A 17145-nucleotide genomic window follows, 5' to 3' on the forward strand; every position below is an offset into this window, starting at 1 on the left:
AAGCGTTCACCTCGGATCATCAATCACGATGCCGGGCTGCCTTGCGAGACAAACTTGGTGGCGAGATAGGCTTCCACTGCCTCAAGCCCGCCTTCAGAGCCGTAGCCCGAATCTTTAACCCCGCCAAATGGCAACTCGGGCAATGCCAGTCCGTAATGATTGATCGACAGCATTCCGCTTTCGATACCGGTTGCCAGTGCGGTCGAGGTCTTCACCGAACGCGTATAGGCATAAGATGCAAGGCCATATGGAAGACGATTGGCTTCCGTCATGACTTCATCAAAATCCTTGAAGCGTGACATCAGAGCGACGGGGCCGAACGGCTCCTCGTTCATGGCGCGCGCGGATTTTGGCACATCGACGAGCACGGTCGGCTCGAAGAAATAGCCCTTGTTCTGGCTTCGCTTGCCACCGGTGAGCGCCTTGGCGCCATTCTTGAGCGCATCATCGACAAGCGAGCCGATCGCCGCCTGACGACGATCGTTGGCCAGCGGCCCAATGGTCACTCCGTCCTCAAGACCGTTGCCCACCTTGAGCGCCTTGGTTTTCGCAACGAATTCATCGACAAACTGATCGTAAACGCCGTCCTGGATCAGGAAGCGCGTCGGCGCGATGCAAACTTGGCCGGCATTGCGGTACTTCCCACCTGCCAGCACGGCCGCTGCGAACTTGACGTCGGCGTCGTTAAATACGATCGCCGGAGCATGGCCGCCAAGCTCCATGGTGATGCGCTTCATATGCGCACCAGCCAAAGAGGCCAATTGCTTGCCGACCGGCGTCGACCCCGTAAAGGAAACCTTGCGGATGACCGGATGTGAAATCAGGTAATCCGAAATCTCCGACGGCACGCCATAAACCAGATTGACGACACCTTTCGGCAAGCCCGCATCGGCCAGCACGCGGATTAACTCAGCCGGGGATGCAGGAGTTTCCTCAGGCGGCTTAATGACCACAGAGCAACCGGCCGACAGAGCCGCGCCCAGCTTACGCACCGCCTGGCTCATAGGGAAATTCCACGGCGTGAATGCCGCCACCGGCCCGACCGGCTCCTTCATCACCAGATTGTAGATGCCCTCACCCCGCGCCGGGATCATCCGCCCATAGGTCCGGCGGCCTTCTTCGGCGAACCAGTCGAGAAAGTCCGCGCAGCCCAGAATCTCGATTTTCGCCTCAGCGACAGGCTTGCCCTGTTCGAGCGTCATCATGGGCGCGATGGACTCAGCGCGCTGGCGCAGCAGATCCGCGGCCTTGCGCAAGATTCCGGAGCGATCGAGCGGCGACATCTTGCGCCAAACCCGAAAGCCGCGTTCAGCCGCATTCACTGCAAGTTCAAGGTCCTCGCGCTGGGCATGGGCGACCTCGCCGATTTTTTCTTCCGTAGCTGGATTAACGACTGTAATCGTCTTCCCGGACAGACTGTCGCACCACTCGCCGTCGATAAAGAGCTGAACTTTTGACACCCGAATTCTCCCTTAGCGGTTTCTTGAGTTTCAATTAGTGCATAACAGAGCCACCATCGACCACCAAGGTCTGGCCAGTGACAAAATTACTATCATTTGAAGCAAGAAAAAGTAATGCGCCGACGAGATCCTCTGGCATCGATTCCCGCTTGATTGCACGGCTCGATACAATGCCCGCGGCAACATTCTGCCAGTCTGGATGGGATTGGACGTTGCTGCTCATGACAAGCCCCGGCGCGATAGCGTTGACGCAAATATTGCTGTCTCCAAGCTCGCGAGCAATGGCGCGTGTCAGCGCGATCACGGCTCCTTTGGACGTCACATAGTGCAATAGATACGGGCTGCCTTTAAATACAGTGCCGGATGAGATATTGATGATCTTGCCCCCACCGGACTTTTTCATGGCGGGAACCGCGGCGTTTATCGCCTGCCAGACACCGCGCACATTGACCGTCATGACGCGATCCCACTCCTCGGATGCGATGTCGGCAAAACCCTGCATCTTCAACGATCCGAACATACCGGCATTGTTCACAAGCACATCAAGACGCCCAAACCTCGCAACTGTGTGCTCGATCATGGCATCAAGTGACGATTGACTAGAAACGTCGGCCTTCACGGCACTCGCCTCCCCACCGGCTCCGTTGATCTCGGCGAGAGTTTCTTCAGGCACCGCAATATCCGACACACAAACCTTGGCGCCGGCGGCGGCGAGCGCCAACGCATAGACGCGCCCAATGCCTTGTGCTGCGCCAGTCACGATGGCAACCTTGCCATCAAGTCGCTTCGAAGCCGTTGTCATTCCATTTTCCTGCATACAATTGAGAGTTCGGATGGGGTCAGCTTGCCGCTTAGACGGCGATCGCGGCAAAGAGCCGCTCGCGATCCGCTTCGGATTTTCCATCGCCTGTCACGATAATGCGCCCGCGTTCCACCACACAGAAACGATCGGTCACCATGAGTGCCTGATGGACATTCTGCTCGACTAGCAAGATTGAGGCGCCGTCGTCGCGCAGATCGCGGATCATTTTGAAAATGTCTTCCACGATCATGGGCGCCAATCCTTCCGTAGGCTCATCGATCAACACGAGCTTCGGCTTTCCCAGCATCACGCGCGCCATCGCGAGCATCTGTTGCTCGCCACCTGATAGCGTGGTCGCGAACTGCTTGCGGCGCTCCGCCAGGCGCGGCAGCCGCACGTAGATGCGGTCGAGCGCATGTCGTTCCTCTCGCGCGCTGCGGCCTCTCACTTGCAGCAGAGCAATACTGAGGTTCTCCGCAACCGTCAGGCCCGGAAAGATGCGCCGGTCTTCCGGCACAATCCCGACACCCAGATGACATATCTTGTCGGAGCTGCGGCCATCCAGCCGCGCGCCGTCCAGCATGATCTGTCCCCGCGCAGGCGCCACCCAGCCCGCGATCGTTTTCAGCAGTGTCGTCTTGCCGACGCCGTTGCGGCCAAAAATGCCGATGATCTCGCCGCTGTCAGCTTCGAGATCGATTCCCTGAATGATATGGCTCAGGCCATAATACGTGTGCAGCCCTTCGATTTTCAGCAGCATTACGCGTGTCCGAAATAGGCTGCCTGGACGGCAGGGTTGGCGCGCACGGATTTGGGATCGCCGGCAGCGAGCTTGCGGCCCTGATGCATGACGACAATGTAATCCGATATACTCATCACTAGACCTACGTCATGTTCGATCAAAACGACCGTCACACTGTTGGCGAGCGACCGGATTAATTCTTTGGTCTCCTCGGTGTCACCCTGACTCATCCCCTGGGTCGGTTCGTCGAGCAGCAGAACTTTCGGTTCGGAGGCAAGACAGACAGCGATTTCCAGCCGGCGCTGTTCACCATGGGACAAGCTCCCCGCAAGTTCGTCGGCTTTTGAACCGAGATCGAACCGGTCGAGCATTTCCTTGACCTTGGCCAGCGCGCGGACGCTCTTTCGAGTCAACAGGAAAGCGTTTCGCCGCGGCTCCAGAACTTGCGCTGCAATCCTCAGATTCTCCCGCACCGTAAGATCGAAAAACAGATTCGTAATCTGGAATGAGCGTGACAGACCGCTCGCTTTCATCTGCTCTGGCGACTTTCCCGTCATGTCGACGCCGTCGATCCACACCCGTCCGGAGCGGGGACGAAGCGCGCCGCTCATCAAATTGAAGAGCGTCGATTTACCCGCACCGTTAGGGCCGATCACGGTGGTCACCCGAAACCGTTCGATATCGAAGGTGACATCGTCAACCGCCTTCAATCCTCCGAAGGCGATGCCGAGTCCCTCAATCTTCATGACAGGTGATGTCACGATTTGACCTCCTGCGAGACAGCCACCACACGTTCAACGGGTTCGGATTTGGCTGACCGTGCCGCAAATCGCAGAAGCCAGGGCTGAACAATCCCAATCAGCCCTCGAGGCAGGAACAGGATCGAACACATGAAAAGCGCACCAATGAAAATCAGATGATGCTCGGTCCAGCTCCCGACGATCGACTTGATGATGACAAGCAGGACGCTGCCGTAAAGTGCTCCGGCCAGCGTCCCCACGCCCCCCAACAGCACAGAGACCACCGCATTGCCGGACACAGTGAACGACATCAGTTCGGGCGACACGAAGCCGCGCAGCATCGGATAGAGCGCCCCGGACAGGCCTGCCACCAACCCAGCGAGCACGTAAACCACCATCCGCGCGCGCCACGATGAGTAACCCAGGAACGGAACACGCTTTTCGTTGACTTTCAGTGCAATCAGAACGCGCCCGAACGGCGTTTCGAGAAGGTATGAAAGGGTCGCGTAGAGCGCCGCCATAATGCAGAGAACGACCAGAAAAAAGCCGACCGGATTGCCCGCGGACACCGACAACGTACCGATGCCGATATCAATCACCGGAATGCCGATGATACCGTCTGACGCTCCCAGTTCGCGGGTGTTGTATACGATCTTGCCGACGACCTGAGCGAGACCAAGAGTGATCAAGGTGAAGTAAACACCGCGGACACGATTGGCGATAATGCCACCGACAAAGGCCACGACGAGGGAGACCCCACCGGCCGCAACCATTGCAAGCCAGAATGACGGCGTTCTGAGCAGCACAAGCGCCGACACATATGCGCCGATGCCGAAATAGAGCGCCTGCCCAAGCGACAAGGCTCCAGTATAACCCAATAGCAGATCGACGGAGAGCGCAAGGCCCGCAAAAATGAGAGCTTCTGTACTCAAGCGAAGATAGAATGCATTGCCGGACACCATACCGAAAAGAGCCAAAGCCAGCGCCCCGCCGACGAAGACCAGCATCAGAAGGTGGTTTGCGCGCATGATCTGGGATTGCCGGTCAAGCATGACCCAGTCTCCCGAACAGTCCCTGCGGGCGGAACATAAGAAACGCGACCATCGTTCCAAACACGATCGGGTCGGTCCAGACCGGTGAGATCACGAGGCTTGCGAGGGCCTGCACCTGCGTCAGGAAAATGCCGGCAATGACCGCGCCCCAAATTGACCCCATTCCACCGATGATGACCACGGAAAACGCGAGCAGGATAAAATCGCGTCCCATCGTCGGAAACACCGAGTACAAGGGAGCAAGCAAAATACCTGCGAGTCCGGCAAGCGAAACACCGAGCGCAAACGTGCCCGCATAAACCCAGCCCACCGGAACGCCCAGCGACGAAACCATCAGGCGGTCGAACGCCGCAGCACGCACCACCGCTCCCAGGCGCGTACGATAGGTCACGAACGCCACAGCACAGATGATGGCTGCACCGATTCCGATCAGAAGCAGCCGATAGTTCGGAACGATAATTCCGAAGATTTCGAGTGCGCCTGATACCGGCGCATCGATGCGGTGGGTGTTGGGCCCGTAAATTGCCTTCAGAACATCCTCGATGATCAAAGACAGGCCGAACGTCAGCAGAAGCGTCGAGACATGCCGATCCTTGCCGTCGAACACGCGTCGTATCAAAAATCGCTCTGTGAGTATCCCCAATGGCGCCATCAAAATCGGCACCAGCGCGATCAAAATCCAGAAATTGACTCCGGTAGCCGCCAAAGAAAGGCCTGCAAATGCACCTACCGCGTAGAATTCACCGTGACTCATATTAATGACGTCAAGCAAGCCAAAAATAATGGTCAGTCCCAGCGCGACAAGCACAACAGCCGTCCCCAGCGCCAGCCCGTTGATGACCTGAGGCGCCAGGACAAATTGAATGTAGTCGATCAATCCCATGATGCTTTCCACCGTGTGGCGCTGCGGCGCTCTTCGAGCGCCGCAGCGAAAGAATCAGAAGCGAGTGCACTGATCCGGACCGATCGCGTCTTCGGCCGCGACCTGACCGACGACATCGAACTGGCCGTTCTTGATCTTCACGATGTACATCGGCTGCATGGCCTGATTGTCACCGGCGCGGATCGTCTTCTGGCCCTGAGGCGTCTGCCACGACAGTCCGCGCAGCGCTTCACGAACCTTGTCGGTGTCAGCCGAGCCAGCCTTCTCAACCGCCGCCTTGTAGGCATAGAGCAGCCCATAGGAGTCCGCGGCGAACAGATCAGGGTCCGTCTTGAACATCGCGCGGAATGCACCGACGAACTTTTTATTCTCGATGGTATCGATCTTGGGTGAATACCCCGATCCCGTAACGTAACCCTCCGCGGCTTTGCCGACAGCAGCCAGATTTTGCGAAGTGATCGTTCCCGACGAACCGACCACACCCGCTGTCCGCAGGATTCCAAATTCATCGAGCTGGGTCAGAAAGCGAACAGTGTCGTTGCCAGCCACCGACGTGTAGATCATGTCAGGTCGCGCTGCGCGAATCTGGCCGAAGTATTGCGAATAGTCCTTCGAATCCAGCGGAGCAAAAACCTCGCCCACGACCTCGATCTTGTTTTTCGCAGCGCCGGCCTTGAGCGCGGCTACACTTGACCGTCCCATCTCATAATCAGGACCGACCGCAAATACCTTGGCGGTTGGCTTTTCTTTCCCAAGCCAATTCGTCAGTGCATAGGATTGCTGCTCGGCGCGAGCATTGACGCGGAATACGTTCGGCGAGCACTTGTCGCCCGTGATCGAATCCGCGAACGAAACGGTGGTCGACACCAGCTTGTTGTTTCGCTCCCCGAGTTGTCCAACTGCGAGCGTCGAACCCGAGTTGACCATGCCTGTCAGGAAATCGACCTTCTCGACCTGAAACAGGCGTTCGGCCTTCTGAACGGCGACAGAGGGATTTGCTTCCTCGTCTTCAAAAATGAGGACAACTTTTCGGCCAGCAATGCCGCCGGCGCTATTGATCTCACTTGCTGCGAGCTCCAACCCCCACCGGACCGGCTGTCCGATGCCCGCATAAGTACCGGAGAGAGGCGTCACCACTCCGACCTTGAGCGGCTCTTGTGCATGACTTTGAGACGATGCACACAGTCCGACGAACAACCCTGTCATCACGATGTGCTTGAACTTTTCCATTTTTTCCTCCCTCATTCTGATTTCAATGACTCTGCGTTTGCTTTAGATCATCACTTTGTATGTTCGGTCTTATGCAAGTGACCGGATTTCCTTTGAGAAATTGCGGGGAAAATATTCGTGCAAAAGAAAAATGTTCGTCAGGGAGCTACAGCCGTATCCGGCCGCACCGTGCTCGATCTGGATCGGCACATCCCGTACTTTTTCACTTACATCTCGAACAGGCTGTCGCGCGGTGCTTCCGACACCTACCGGAATCACTTCGGTCTTGGGATCACCGAGTGGCGCGTGATGGGCGTCCTCGCGGGAATGCCTGACATCAGCGCGAACCAGATCATCAACGCGATCGGACTCGATAAAGGCGCGGTCAGTCGCAGCCTGCACGTCCTTGAGGACGAGCGTCTTGTTACGAGTGAGCCCGATCCCGATGACAACCGCTCGCGGATCATGCGGCTGTCCAAATCCGGCAATGCTCTCCATGACCGCATTATTGCTGCAGCGCTTGCGCGCGAAGAACGGCTGCTGTCGACTCTTTCGCCGGAAGAGATCGAAACTCTCATCGTCTGCCTGCGAAAGATGCGCGCTAATGTGCCTTACGTGAACGCCTACGACCCCACGAGCCCCACTCAAGGCAAACGGAAAAAGTAGCGAGATGGAGGCATTTCTTTGGCGAAGATGGCTTTCGCGGATGGCTCGGCCTGTCATGGACAAACCTCCAACGCCGTCTCACGCGCCTGAATCTCCATTGCCTTGATATCGAACTGCGCGGCAGTGACCTGCTCCGGTGACAACCGAACGTTATGCTTTAATAAGCGCCGGCCAGCCATGTGATCGGCCGGGCGGTTGACGGATTCGATGGCAACGAGATTTTTTCTTCTGAAGCAGAATACTGAGAAGCAGCCGCCATCCATTTCGCCTGAAACCAGGACTTCATCATGCCCTGCTGCAAGGCCAACAATCTGCAATTTGACGTCGCCCTGGTCGCTCCAGAACCACGGCACGCTTGCATAACGCATCTGCCGGCCCACGAGTTTCGCAGCCAGGACACGTCCCTGATCGACGGCGTTCTGCACCGATTCCAGCCGCGTCAACATACCGTCCGCGCCGGCCGGAAAAGCTGCACAGTCGCCGATGGCGGAAATATGCGGGGCGCTGGTCGTCAGGAATTCATCGACGACGATGCCATTGTCCACCAACAACCCCGCTGAAGCTGCCAGCTCTGCATTTGGAACCACACCGATTCCAACCAGAACGAGATCCGCCGCAAGCCGCTCACCGGTTCCGAGTTGAATTCCAGTCACCTTCCCATCGACGCCGTCGATCGCAACAACGTCGGCATTCATATGAATCTTCGCGCCGCTTTTTGCGTGAAGGCCGTGAAAATAATCCGACGTCAGTGAACTGACGGCACGCGCCATAGGCCGCGACGCGATGTCGAGCACCGTCGTGGCAATACCGCGCTTCCGAGCAACCGCAGCGACTTCGAGACCGATAAAGCCAGCACCGATGACGACCAAGTGTTTGGCCTGTTCAAGCTTGGCCCGGAGAACCTCGGCATCGGCCGCAGTTCGAAGATAGCAAACCCCGTCGAGATCTGCGCCGGGAACCTGCAGAAGCCGATTCCGCGTGCCGGTCGCAAGAACAAGATGATCGTATCGGAGAATTTCTCCTGAGCGCAGCGTGACCAATAGGCTCGAACGATCGATTTTTGAAACCGGCTCATTGGACCGGACCTCTATCATTCTGTCGTCGAAGAATTTCGACGGCCTGAGTGATAGTCCGGTGGCCTGCGCCCCGGATTCGAGCGCCGCCTTGGAGAGAGGTGGTCTCTGGTACGGCAAATGCGGTTCATCGCCAATCAAAAGAATGCGGCCCGCGAATTTCTCATCGCGCAGCGAAGCCGCGGCTTGGAATCCCGCCTGACCCGCGCCGACGATGATGACCGTTTCGGGCGCCGTCATAGCTGGCTCTCGGGTAGATGAACCACAAGGCCATCGAACGCTTCTGTAACACGGAGCTGGCAACTCAGACGGCTTTCACTCCGTCGCTCCGATGCCGCAGAATCGAGCATCGCGTCTTCAACAGCGCTGACCGGGGGAATTGCTTTCGCCTGATCCTGTTTTTGATCCACATAGACATGACATGTTGCGCACATCGCGGATCCGCCGCACTCACCAACGATACCGTTGAGACCTGCGCCGACGGCCGCGTGCATGAGCGTGGTGCCGACCGGCACATCGAGGACGTCCTGGCGTCCATTAGATTGAATGAAGGTGATCGACGGCATTGAATCTTTACCGCCTCACGCGTGAAAGCGCAGAGGAAGGCGCTCGAAGCCCCTCAGCGTATTGTGCAACTGGCGAACCGGTGAATCGGTCATTTCTATCCGACTCACCCGTCGCGCAAGCGCGGATAAGAGCACCTCAACTTCGAGCCGGGCGATCATTTGTCCAACACAACCGTGAATGCCGGCCCCGAACCCGACATGCCCCGTTGTGCTGCGCCGAACGTCGAAATTGTCGGGATTGTTCCATTTGCGCGGATCGCGGTTCGCGGCACCGATGGACACAAGGACCTTGCTGTCCTTTTCAATCTGAACGCCCGCGAGTTCCGTATCGCACGTCGTCGTTCGGAAGAATGTCTGAAACGGCGATTCAAAGCGCATCATTTCCTCGAACGCCGCTTTCACCATCGCCGGCTCGCTCCTAACGATGTCCCATTGGTCGGGATGACTGGCGAAACAGAAAAGCGCACTGGCTATCGCGTATGTTGTCGTATCAATTCCGGCTGACAGAAAGGACCGGACCAACAGCGCGGCGTGCCGTTCGTCGATCTCTCCAGAATCAACATGACGATAAACTTGCGCGCCAAGATTGCCGTCCGTCAGGTTTTCACGCTGACAGGCCATGTTGACCCATTGCGACACCTCGTCGGCATTCGCCATTGCACAGTCGAACAGTTCGTTGCGAGGCCCCATGCCATTAAACACCATGTTGCCCCAAGCGATCAGATGGTGCCGGCCCTCGAGAGGTACGCCAACCGCATCTGCAAATACCTTCATGGGGAAGGCTTCAGCAAATCCGGTAATGCCCTCAACCGTTCCGGCCTTGACGACCTTATCGACCAGAATTTCCGCTTCCTTCTCGAACGTAGCGCGCAAAGCGCGCAGCGCCGCGGGGGAGAGAATGCGGCCGACGATTGCGCGGTTGGCGGTATGGTCGGGCGGATCTGTTTCAAGAAGAAGGCTTGGCGTTCTCCAGCCGCCATTCTTACGCTGATCGAGAATTCCGACGCCGCCGCCCGAACAAAAAGTCCGCCAGTCTGTCAGAACGGACTGCACTTGCTCGTAGCGAGCAACAGCCCAGACGTTCCATTTCTCGAGCCAGACAACGGGGGCAAGATCTCTCATCCGCTCATGAGATGCATAGGGATCGAGGATGTAACCCGATGAAAAAGGATCGATGTCGGTAGCGGTCCGATCAGCAATCACGTCCATGGTCATTCTCCTCCTAGTGACTGAAACGAACGTCCGTCGATCCGGCATCGCACAAGAGAAACGAGCCCCTGTGATTCATCAGGCCCGCTCGTTCGGCAAAACCAGATTCCTCCGAGCGATCAGCAAACCGTCCGCACTCGCATGCGCCTAGTTAGTTGCCACCTCAACTTTATTCTGTCAACCAACTTCAGGAATTGTACGGGCGTACAATTTGCATTTCTGTTTTGCATTGCACCCATTTCGACAGCTTGGAAATGAACGGTCCGGCGTCACCAAGCACTGGAAATAGAGACCCAGGCGAAATGCGTTGTTCGACATGCCGCTGCATGCACGCAGCGGATTCCGCCTTCCTGCAGTTATTCCCGTGCCTTAGTGCTGCGACGTGATGGCGCTCGTATCGAATGAGGCTTGACTTGTCTCTCACCTAATCGCACGATCGTGCAAATAAAAATTAATTACTATAGGGGAGAGAAAATTGTCACACTGTATCAATCGAAAGGCATTGTCACAGTTGCGGTTCGCGCTCGTGATTGCTGGCAGCATCCCACTCCTTTCCTCGGTCGCTGTCGCCCAGTCGCCTGACGTCGTGAAAATCGGCTGGCCAGCCGGCTTTGCGTCCAACATGGCGCACCTGACTTTCGGCAAGGAGCTTGGCCTCTTCAAGGACGACAACCTCGACTACGAGGTCGTCTCCATGCAGGGGACTTATCCCGTCATTCAGCAAATACTGTCGGGAGGATTCGACACCGGTTATGTGGGCGTGGAAACCGTGGTCAATGCACTTCAGCCAGGCGCGACACCAATTCCATTGCGCTTTGTTTTCAATTACACGCGGCAGTCGATCTGGGAGATCGTTGTTCCCGAGAACAGCCCGATCAAAGGACTTGCCGACCTGAAAGGTAAAACAATCGGAATCGCCGGTCCGACATTCGGCAACGTCCCCGTCACCAAGGCTGCGTTGGGCGTTGTCGGTATCCAGCCAAGTCAATACTCGCTTTTCACCGTCGGTACTGGCGGTCCAGCATTCCGGGCGATGACGACTGGACAGGTGGATGCCTTGAATCTTTGGGACACCATGCACGCGACTCTCGAAGCTTCCGGCTTCAAACTCCGCGAGGTCAACTTTCCAAGCGAATTCAACGGAAACCCAAGTCACGGGTTCGCGGTCACAGACGATCTGATGAAAAACAAGCCCGAGTTCGTTGCCCGTTTTGGCCGCGCCATCGCTAAAAGCATCGTCGCCTGTGACGCCAATCTAGAAGAATGCATCCGGTCGTTCTGGCGAGCTTACCCTGCCCAAAAACCGCAAGGCCTGGAAAGCGAGGCGATGGCAAAAGAACTGAAGATCCTGTCGGCGCGTATGAAGAAGCTGCTTTACTTTGGGCCGGGAGAAAAGCCGCTGTTGGGCAGCTTTACCGATGCCGAGTGGCAAGGCGTCATCAAGTCGCTCAAGCTCGGCGGCGTAATTACGGTCACCGACCTACCGATGGACAAGCTTTATACGAACCGCTTTGTAGCCGACTTCAACAAGTTCGACCGCGCGGACGTCATCAAGCGAGCCAAGGCGGCTACGAAGTAAACGATATCCGGAGTCCTCTTACGACAAAGCCGCCGACAATTGTCGGCGGCTTGCTTTTGGTCGGTCGAAGGGTCAACCTCGACGGGTTGTTTATGCCGGCTCGAACACCGGATAGTTCGAAGTCCCGGCCAGCACCCATGTCAGGCGGACCGGCATGTCGATCTTGAGGGCTTTCGGATCGCAATTAATGATGTTGGTCAGAATCCGCACGCCTTCTTCGAGCTCGACGCTCGCGATGACGTAAGGCTTCACGTCCTTGAACGGAGGCGGAGCCTTATATGACAGCGAGAACGAATAGATGTGCCCTTTCCCGCTGGCTTCGCGCCATTCCAGTTCGCGTGTGCCGGTGTAGACACTGACCGGCCGGGGATAGAACTGGTACTTGCCCGATTTCGGGCAATACTGAAGCATCAGCTTCTTGTCCTTCGCGCCGTCCCAGAACGGCTTGCTGAAGTTCAACGGAATCGGAGCAGGACGCTGTCCCGCCAAGGGATCGAATTCGATCGACATTATGCAGCCTCCAAAATCAATGCGGTGCTTGAGCCCCAGTTACGTCCGTACGGTATCCAGCCGATTCCGGTAACGATCGCATTGGCATGATCCTTGATCTGGCGGGCGCCAGCCTCACCAAACAACTGGCGCAAAGCTTCCGACAGATTATGCGCACCGCCTGCCAGTCCGGCCTGCCCTGCTGAAATCTGTCCGCCGCCCGTGTTCAACGGAAGATCGCCGCGATAGGTCATGTCGCGCTCGTTGACGAATTGGCAACCGCGCCCTGTTTCACAGAAACCGAGATGTTCGAGTTGCATGACGATGGCGATAAGAAAGTCGTCGTAGGGCTGGAACATCTTGATGTCGGAAGGCTTCATGCCAGCGCGTTCAAACGCCCGCTTGCCCGCAGCGCGGTGACCGCCCTCGGTGATGTCGGGAGTCGGGTTTGTCTCCATGTAGTTTACCCGTTCGCCATAGCCAATCGGATGGACCATCTTCTTTGCGCCCATCTTCTTCGCACGCTCGGTCGTCGTAACGATAAACGCGCTGGCGCCGTCGCATACCATGACGCAATCCAGCATCCGGATCGGGTCGGAAATCATCGGCGATGCGAGGTAATCGTCGACCGTGATCGGCTTTTTAAGCTTCTCACATGCGAGATCATTCATCAGCGCATGGTTCCGCTGAGTCACCGCAAGCTTTCCAAGCGCCTTGGGATCCAGCCCGTACTGATGATCGTAGCGCTGGCTGATCAATGCGAAGTATCCCGGAGGACCCATGATGCCCATCGGGTACTGGAATTCGCCTCGGAAAGCTCCAATAGCCTGCTTGTTTTCACTGGACTGCGGATCGGATGCGATGACAACAACAGTTTCGCAGAGCCCTGCTTTAATTGCCGCGGCAGCGCGCGCGATGTTGCCGGAGGCCGACGCTCCGCCAAGATCCGTCACCTGGCACCAGTCCAGTTCAAGCCCGAGATAGGCCGATAGAATCGGCCCATAAAACGGATTGCCGGCATCCGCAAAGCTGGAAGAGACAGCCATGCCATCGATCTCGGATTTTTCAATCCCGGCATGCGCGAGTGCGCCAGCCATGGCTTCGCCGGCCAGATCGTAGACGCTGCGGCCAGACCGGAATTCGATCTTTGTCTCGGCAAAGCCGATAATTGCGATATCGCGATTTATCATTGATTTTCCTCAGGGTTCCTCGACGTTTTACTTGCCCGCAAAGGCGGCTACACGCTTTTCCGTGAATGCCTTGACGCCTTCGCGCATGTCCGCGGTACCGAACATCAACTGGTAGCCGCGCCGCTCGAGCTTCAACCCGGCATCGAGCGACGTATCGAGGCCCGCATTCACCACCTCCTTGATCTGCTGCGCTGCCAGCGGCGCAAGCGTTGCAATCTGCGCGGCGATCTCAAGCGCGCGCGGTTCGCAGTTGCCCGGAACAATTTCGCTGACGAGGCCCATGCGATGCGCGTCGTTGGCGTTGATGAACGCGCCTGTCAGCAGCAGGTACAACGCGTTGTACTTGCCGACCGTCCTCGGCAGCCGCTGTGTTCCGCCAGCGCCTGGAATCAGACCCAGCTTGATTTCGGGCTGACCGAACTTGGCCTTGTCGTTCGCGATGATGATGTCGCACTGCATCGCGAATTCGCAACCGCCGCCAAGCGCAAAGCCGTTAACTGCCGCAATGACCGGCTTCGGAAAATCCATCACGGCGCGGGTCGTGTAAGCCTCGATCGCGCCGACGACGTCGCGGCCTGCCTGCTCCTGAATGTCCGCGCCGGCGGCAAATGCCTGTTCGTTGCCCGTCAAAACAACGCAACGGACATCGGGATCGTCCGCCAGCTGGGCGAAGTGTCCATGCAGAAGGCGGCGCACTTCGGTGTTCAGCGCGTTACGCACATCCGGGCGGTTGAAGCGGACGACGGCGACGTGCGGAGATGGTCTTTCGACAAGGACAACAGGCATGCGGGCTATCTTTCCTTTGATCTTGCTACGGGCAATCCGGGATCGGTTAACATAATTCGCACGACCGTGCAAATAATCCAAAGATACAAAAAAACCGCCGGCCTTATGACCGACGGTCTCTATAATTGCGCCAATGAGCTTAGCTGATCTCGGACAATTCCCGGATCGAAGGCTTCAAAGTCTTGCCATCCGTCTCAGGCTTACGCCGCTCCAAGACCTCGAAATACTCCTCGAGAAGCTTTTCGCAATGCGCACGATTTTCTGCATCTGCACGCAATATCTGACGCATGACGAGTCCGTGGACGAAGATCAGGAGATGCTCGGAAGCGCGCTGCGCCTCAAGATCGGCCGGCAACTCCCCAGCCTTGATAGCGCTCTCGATCAGCCTCCTCCAGAAGCCGAGTTGCTTCTCGAAACGCCGGTTTTGATGCTTCCGCAGCTCAGTGCTTCTGGTGCCGGCAGCGGCGTAGTTGACCCAAAAGCGCCAGAACCGGTCGTTCGACGAGCGAAAAATATGGCTGAAGGCAAACACCTTGAGTTGCGCCAGCGGTGAAGAACTGGGCTCCTCTTCGGAGGGTGTCTCATAGGCAGCCTGAAGCGCCGCCATGATCAGCTTTTGTTTGTTTCCAAAATGGTAGTTGATCGTTCCGGTGCTGACCTCCGCCCGGTCGGCGATCTGTCGCATGCTGGCTCCGTCAATGCCGGATTCCGAAATGACTTCGTAAACAATGCCCAGCAAATCCTTGCGCCTCTGAACTCGACCAGGCCGCTTTCCGGCAATGGCTTTCGATTTACTCTTCATGTTCCGGGAATCCAATTTCGAGCGTTGTCCGCGATCCGATGCGGCAAATTATCGGGTCTTGCATCTACCGGCAATGATAGCAGTTTTACGTCGCAAAAATAACCCGCAATGAAATTATTTGCACGACCGTGCGAATTGTGCACAATGGCTCCTGCACTGCCGCCGAATGGCGGATCAACCGGCAAACGGGCGCAGACCCGCACACACAAAACCCATCAATCCGCGGACGGGAAACCGCAGATATCTCGCGAGAGGCCCAAGGTCGCACCAATATGTCGAAACCGGATCAGACAACAAAACAGATGCGTGGCGATTCTCCGAATCCCGTGCTCTCGATCAACCAGATGAATCTGACCTACAATTCGAGCCGTGGCCCGATTCCAGCCATCCGCGATCTGTCGTTCTCGATCCGGAAAGGCGAATTCGTTTCGATCCTCGGGCCGTCCGGATGCGGCAAATCGACCTTGCTTCGGATTGTGTCCGGTCTGCTGCGTCCGACCTCAGGCAAGGTTGTTCTGGCTAACGCCGAGGTTAAAGCGCCGCGGCCGGATGTCGGAATTGTCTTTCAGCAACCGACGCTTCTCCCATGGAAGACTGTTCTGGAGAACGTTCTCGTGCCGATCAGGGCCATGCGCATGCCCATCGCCGAATACAAGGATCGCGCGCACGATCTTCTGCGGCTCGTCGGGCTGGGCGACTTCGTCAATCACTATCCGTACGAACTTTCCGGCGGAATGCAGCAACGGGTCGGCATCGCGCGCGGCCTTATTCACGACCCTGCGATGCTGTTGATGGATGAGCCATTTGCAGCACTCGACGCAATGTCGCGCGAATTCATGATGGACGAATTGCAGCAGATATGGATGACCACCGGAAAGTCCGTGCTGTTCATCACCCACTCGATTCCGGAGGCGGTGTATCTATCGGATCGTGTCCTGACGCTGTCGCAGCGTCCGGGTCGCGTTATTGACGACCTTAAAATCGACCTTCCTCGCGTCCGGGACGTCGAAACCATGGGACAATCCATGTTCGGCGAGTATGCAACCCACCTCAGGGCGCTGTTCAAATCAAGCACCACGCAATCTGCGAGGACCGCATGACAAAATTTCGCTGGATTGAAATTGGGATTTCCATCTCGTTTTTCGTGATCACCCTGCTGCTGTGGGATCTCTCGGTCCGCTTCTTCAAGGTGCCCGCTTATCTTGTCCCCTCGCCGCTTTCCGTCGGTGGAGCGCTCATCGATGGCCTTATAGGAGGCACCTTCTATCCGCATATCGCCGCGACGCTTTATGCAGTGGTCGTTGGCTATCTCCTCGGCTGTTTTCTCGCCATCGCGATCGGCGCCCTTCTGGCCGAAATTCCGCTCATCGAGCGAGCGCTGATGCCCTATATCGTCGCGTTGCAATCGATGCCAAAGGTCGCCCTCGCGCCGCTCATCATCGTCTGGTTCGGATTTGGGATATCCTCCAAAATCGTCCTGGTCGCACTGATCTGCTTCTTCCCTGTTTTCATCAACACACTGGTCGGCATCCGCTCGGTCAATCCGGACATCGTGAACCTCTACCGTGCGTTCAGTGCATCGCGATGGAATATCCTGCTCAATGTCAAACTCCCCGCGGCAGCATCATCCATCTTCGCTGGCCTTCAGATCAGCGTCGCTATGGCGCTGATCGGCGCAGTCGTTGGCGAATTCATCGCATCCAAGGCCGGACTTGGTAACTTATTGCAGGCTTCCTCTATGACGATGGATGTCGCAACGATGTTCGCGGTGGTCATCGTTCTCGCCGCCATCGGGGTGGCCGGAAATGAGATCCTGCAATACCTGCATCGCAAGGTGGTCTTCTGGGAGAACAGAAACCATCTTGCGGCAGAAGGCGCATAATCATAGCGCTTGGGG

Annotated in this window: 18 protein-coding genes; 4 read left to right on the top strand and 14 right to left on the bottom strand. The window is 57.0% G+C overall.

Features of this window, described 5'->3' with window-relative positions; all coding sequences use genetic code 11:
• Positions 1–23: 23 nt before the first annotated feature.
• From AC1RKJ_RS07890 to AC1RKJ_RS07920, 7 genes are read right to left on the bottom strand one after another with little or no spacing between them, the layout of a single operon-like run.
• Positions 24–1460 carry an NAD-dependent succinate-semialdehyde dehydrogenase gene (locus tag AC1RKJ_RS07890; protein WP_492790517.1) on the bottom strand — a complete coding sequence of 479 codons (1437 nt, stop codon included), beginning with the start codon at positions 1458–1460 and terminating at the stop codon, positions 24–26.
• Between the two features lie 34 nt (positions 1461–1494).
• Complete coding sequence (locus AC1RKJ_RS07895; protein WP_492790519.1) at positions 1495–2262, bottom strand: SDR family NAD(P)-dependent oxidoreductase; 768 nt, start codon at positions 2260–2262, stop codon at positions 1495–1497.
• Positions 2263–2311: 49 nt separating this feature from the next.
• Complete coding sequence (locus tag AC1RKJ_RS07900) at positions 2312–3022, bottom strand: ABC transporter ATP-binding protein (RefSeq protein WP_492790520.1); 711 nt, start codon at positions 3020–3022, stop codon at positions 2312–2314.
• On the bottom strand, positions 3022–3750 hold the full coding sequence (locus tag AC1RKJ_RS07905) for an ABC transporter ATP-binding protein (RefSeq protein WP_492792678.1): 729 nt from the start codon (positions 3748–3750) through the stop codon (positions 3022–3024). Before AC1RKJ_RS07905 ends, AC1RKJ_RS07900 begins: the two co-directional genes overlap by 1 nt.
• A gap of 11 nt (positions 3751–3761) precedes the next feature.
• Complete coding sequence (locus AC1RKJ_RS07910; RefSeq protein WP_492790521.1) at positions 3762–4796, bottom strand: branched-chain amino acid ABC transporter permease; 1035 nt, start codon at positions 4794–4796, stop codon at positions 3762–3764.
• Positions 4789–5679 (bottom strand): branched-chain amino acid ABC transporter permease, encoded by an 891-nt coding sequence (locus AC1RKJ_RS07915; protein ID WP_492790522.1) that lies wholly within the window; start codon positions 5677–5679, stop codon positions 4789–4791. The genes AC1RKJ_RS07910 and AC1RKJ_RS07915 overlap by 8 nt, the downstream gene beginning before the upstream one ends.
• A 54-nt stretch (positions 5680–5733) precedes the next feature.
• Positions 5734–6909: an ABC transporter substrate-binding protein gene (locus tag AC1RKJ_RS07920; protein ID WP_492790523.1), complete on the bottom strand. Its 1176-nt coding sequence runs from the start codon at positions 6907–6909 to the stop codon at positions 5734–5736.
• A gap of 117 nt (positions 6910–7026) precedes the next feature.
• Between AC1RKJ_RS07920 and AC1RKJ_RS07925 the strand changes: the two genes are divergently transcribed.
• The gene (locus AC1RKJ_RS07925) at positions 7027–7554 is read left to right on the top strand and encodes a MarR family winged helix-turn-helix transcriptional regulator (RefSeq protein ID WP_492790524.1); all 528 of its coding nucleotides are present in this window, start codon (positions 7027–7029) and stop codon (positions 7552–7554) included.
• Between the two features lie 53 nt (positions 7555–7607).
• On the opposite strand, the gene AC1RKJ_RS07930 is transcribed toward AC1RKJ_RS07925, so the two are convergent.
• The 3 genes from AC1RKJ_RS07930 to AC1RKJ_RS07940 are packed head-to-tail and all read right to left on the bottom strand — an operon-like array spanning position 7608 to position 10402.
• Positions 7608–8867 (bottom strand): NAD(P)/FAD-dependent oxidoreductase, encoded by a 1260-nt coding sequence (locus AC1RKJ_RS07930; RefSeq protein ID WP_492790525.1) that lies wholly within the window; start codon positions 8865–8867, stop codon positions 7608–7610.
• Positions 8864–9193, bottom strand: coding sequence for a 2Fe-2S iron-sulfur cluster-binding protein (locus AC1RKJ_RS07935; protein WP_492790526.1), 330 nt, complete (start codon positions 9191–9193; stop codon positions 8864–8866). Before AC1RKJ_RS07935 ends, AC1RKJ_RS07930 begins: the two co-directional genes overlap by 4 nt.
• Before the next feature lie 15 nt (positions 9194–9208).
• The gene (locus AC1RKJ_RS07940) at positions 9209–10402 is read right to left on the bottom strand and encodes a cytochrome P450 (protein WP_492790527.1); all 1194 of its coding nucleotides are present in this window, start codon (positions 10400–10402) and stop codon (positions 9209–9211) included.
• A gap of 475 nt (positions 10403–10877) precedes the next feature.
• On the opposite strand from AC1RKJ_RS07940, the gene AC1RKJ_RS07945 reads away from it, so the two are divergent.
• Positions 10878–11981, top strand: coding sequence for an ABC transporter substrate-binding protein (locus tag AC1RKJ_RS07945; protein ID WP_492790528.1), 1104 nt, complete (start codon positions 10878–10880; stop codon positions 11979–11981).
• Between the two features lie 90 nt (positions 11982–12071).
• Here the strand turns inward: AC1RKJ_RS07945 and AC1RKJ_RS07950 are convergent, their stop codons facing one another.
• The 4 genes from AC1RKJ_RS07950 to AC1RKJ_RS07965 all read right to left on the bottom strand — a co-directional run bounded on the left by AC1RKJ_RS07950 (position 12072) and on the right by AC1RKJ_RS07965 (position 15248).
• Positions 12072–12491 (bottom strand): Zn-ribbon domain-containing OB-fold protein, encoded by a 420-nt coding sequence (locus tag AC1RKJ_RS07950; protein WP_492790529.1) that lies wholly within the window; start codon positions 12489–12491, stop codon positions 12072–12074.
• Entirely contained in the window at positions 12491–13660 is a 1170-nt protein-coding gene (locus AC1RKJ_RS07955) for a thiolase family protein (protein WP_492790530.1), read from the bottom strand. The genes AC1RKJ_RS07950 and AC1RKJ_RS07955 overlap by 1 nt, the downstream gene beginning before the upstream one ends.
• A 27-nt stretch (positions 13661–13687) precedes the next feature.
• A complete protein-coding gene (locus AC1RKJ_RS07960; RefSeq protein ID WP_492790531.1) occupies positions 13688–14446 on the bottom strand; it encodes an enoyl-CoA hydratase-related protein in 759 nt (252 codons plus the stop codon).
• Between the two features lie 139 nt (positions 14447–14585).
• Positions 14586–15248 (bottom strand): TetR/AcrR family transcriptional regulator, encoded by a 663-nt coding sequence (locus AC1RKJ_RS07965; protein WP_492790533.1) that lies wholly within the window; start codon positions 15246–15248, stop codon positions 14586–14588.
• Positions 15249–15550: 302 nt separating this feature from the next.
• On the opposite strand from AC1RKJ_RS07965, the gene AC1RKJ_RS07970 reads away from it, so the two are divergent.
• Complete coding sequence (locus AC1RKJ_RS07970) at positions 15551–16348, top strand: ABC transporter ATP-binding protein (protein WP_492790534.1); 798 nt, start codon at positions 15551–15553, stop codon at positions 16346–16348.
• Positions 16345–17130: an ABC transporter permease gene (locus AC1RKJ_RS07975; RefSeq protein WP_492790535.1), complete on the top strand. Its 786-nt coding sequence runs from the start codon at positions 16345–16347 to the stop codon at positions 17128–17130. The genes AC1RKJ_RS07970 and AC1RKJ_RS07975 overlap by 4 nt, the downstream gene beginning before the upstream one ends.
• Positions 17131–17145 lie beyond the last annotated feature (15 nt).

Source organism: Afipia sp. GW822-FHT04G07 (genome assembly GCF_058800765.1).

Coding starts and splice junctions, on each gene's coding strand:
- AC1RKJ_RS07900 (WP_492790520.1), bottom strand. CDS start 3,022: ATGCTGCTGAAAATCGAAGGGCTGCACACGTATTATGGCCTGAGCCAT.
- AC1RKJ_RS07910 (WP_492790521.1), bottom strand. CDS start 4,796: ATGCTTGACCGGCAATCCCAGATCATGCGCGCAAACCACCTTCTGATG.
- AC1RKJ_RS07960 (WP_492790531.1), bottom strand. CDS start 14,446: ATGCCTGTTGTCCTTGTCGAAAGACCATCTCCGCACGTCGCCGTCGTC.
- AC1RKJ_RS07930 (WP_492790525.1), bottom strand. CDS start 8,867: ATGACGGCGCCCGAAACGGTCATCATCGTCGGCGCGGGTCAGGCGGGA.
- AC1RKJ_RS07905 (WP_492792678.1), bottom strand. CDS start 3,750: ATGAAGATTGAGGGACTCGGCATCGCCTTCGGAGGATTGAAGGCGGTT.
- AC1RKJ_RS07970 (WP_492790534.1), top strand. CDS start 15,551: ATGCGTGGCGATTCTCCGAATCCCGTGCTCTCGATCAACCAGATGAAT.
- AC1RKJ_RS07895 (WP_492790519.1), bottom strand. CDS start 2,262: ATGACAACGGCTTCGAAGCGACTTGATGGCAAGGTTGCCATCGTGACT.
- AC1RKJ_RS07940 (WP_492790527.1), bottom strand. CDS start 10,402: ATGGACGTGATTGCTGATCGGACCGCTACCGACATCGATCCTTTTTCA.
- AC1RKJ_RS07955 (WP_492790530.1), bottom strand. CDS start 13,660: ATGATAAATCGCGATATCGCAATTATCGGCTTTGCCGAGACAAAGATC.
- AC1RKJ_RS07950 (WP_492790529.1), bottom strand. CDS start 12,491: ATGTCGATCGAATTCGATCCCTTGGCGGGACAGCGTCCTGCTCCGATT.
- AC1RKJ_RS07965 (WP_492790533.1), bottom strand. CDS start 15,248: ATGAAGAGTAAATCGAAAGCCATTGCCGGAAAGCGGCCTGGTCGAGTT.
- AC1RKJ_RS07935 (WP_492790526.1), bottom strand. CDS start 9,193: ATGCCGTCGATCACCTTCATTCAATCTAATGGACGCCAGGACGTCCTC.
- AC1RKJ_RS07920 (WP_492790523.1), bottom strand. CDS start 6,909: ATGGAAAAGTTCAAGCACATCGTGATGACAGGGTTGTTCGTCGGACTG.
- AC1RKJ_RS07975 (WP_492790535.1), top strand. CDS start 16,345: ATGACAAAATTTCGCTGGATTGAAATTGGGATTTCCATCTCGTTTTTC.
- AC1RKJ_RS07915 (WP_492790522.1), bottom strand. CDS start 5,679: ATGGGATTGATCGACTACATTCAATTTGTCCTGGCGCCTCAGGTCATC.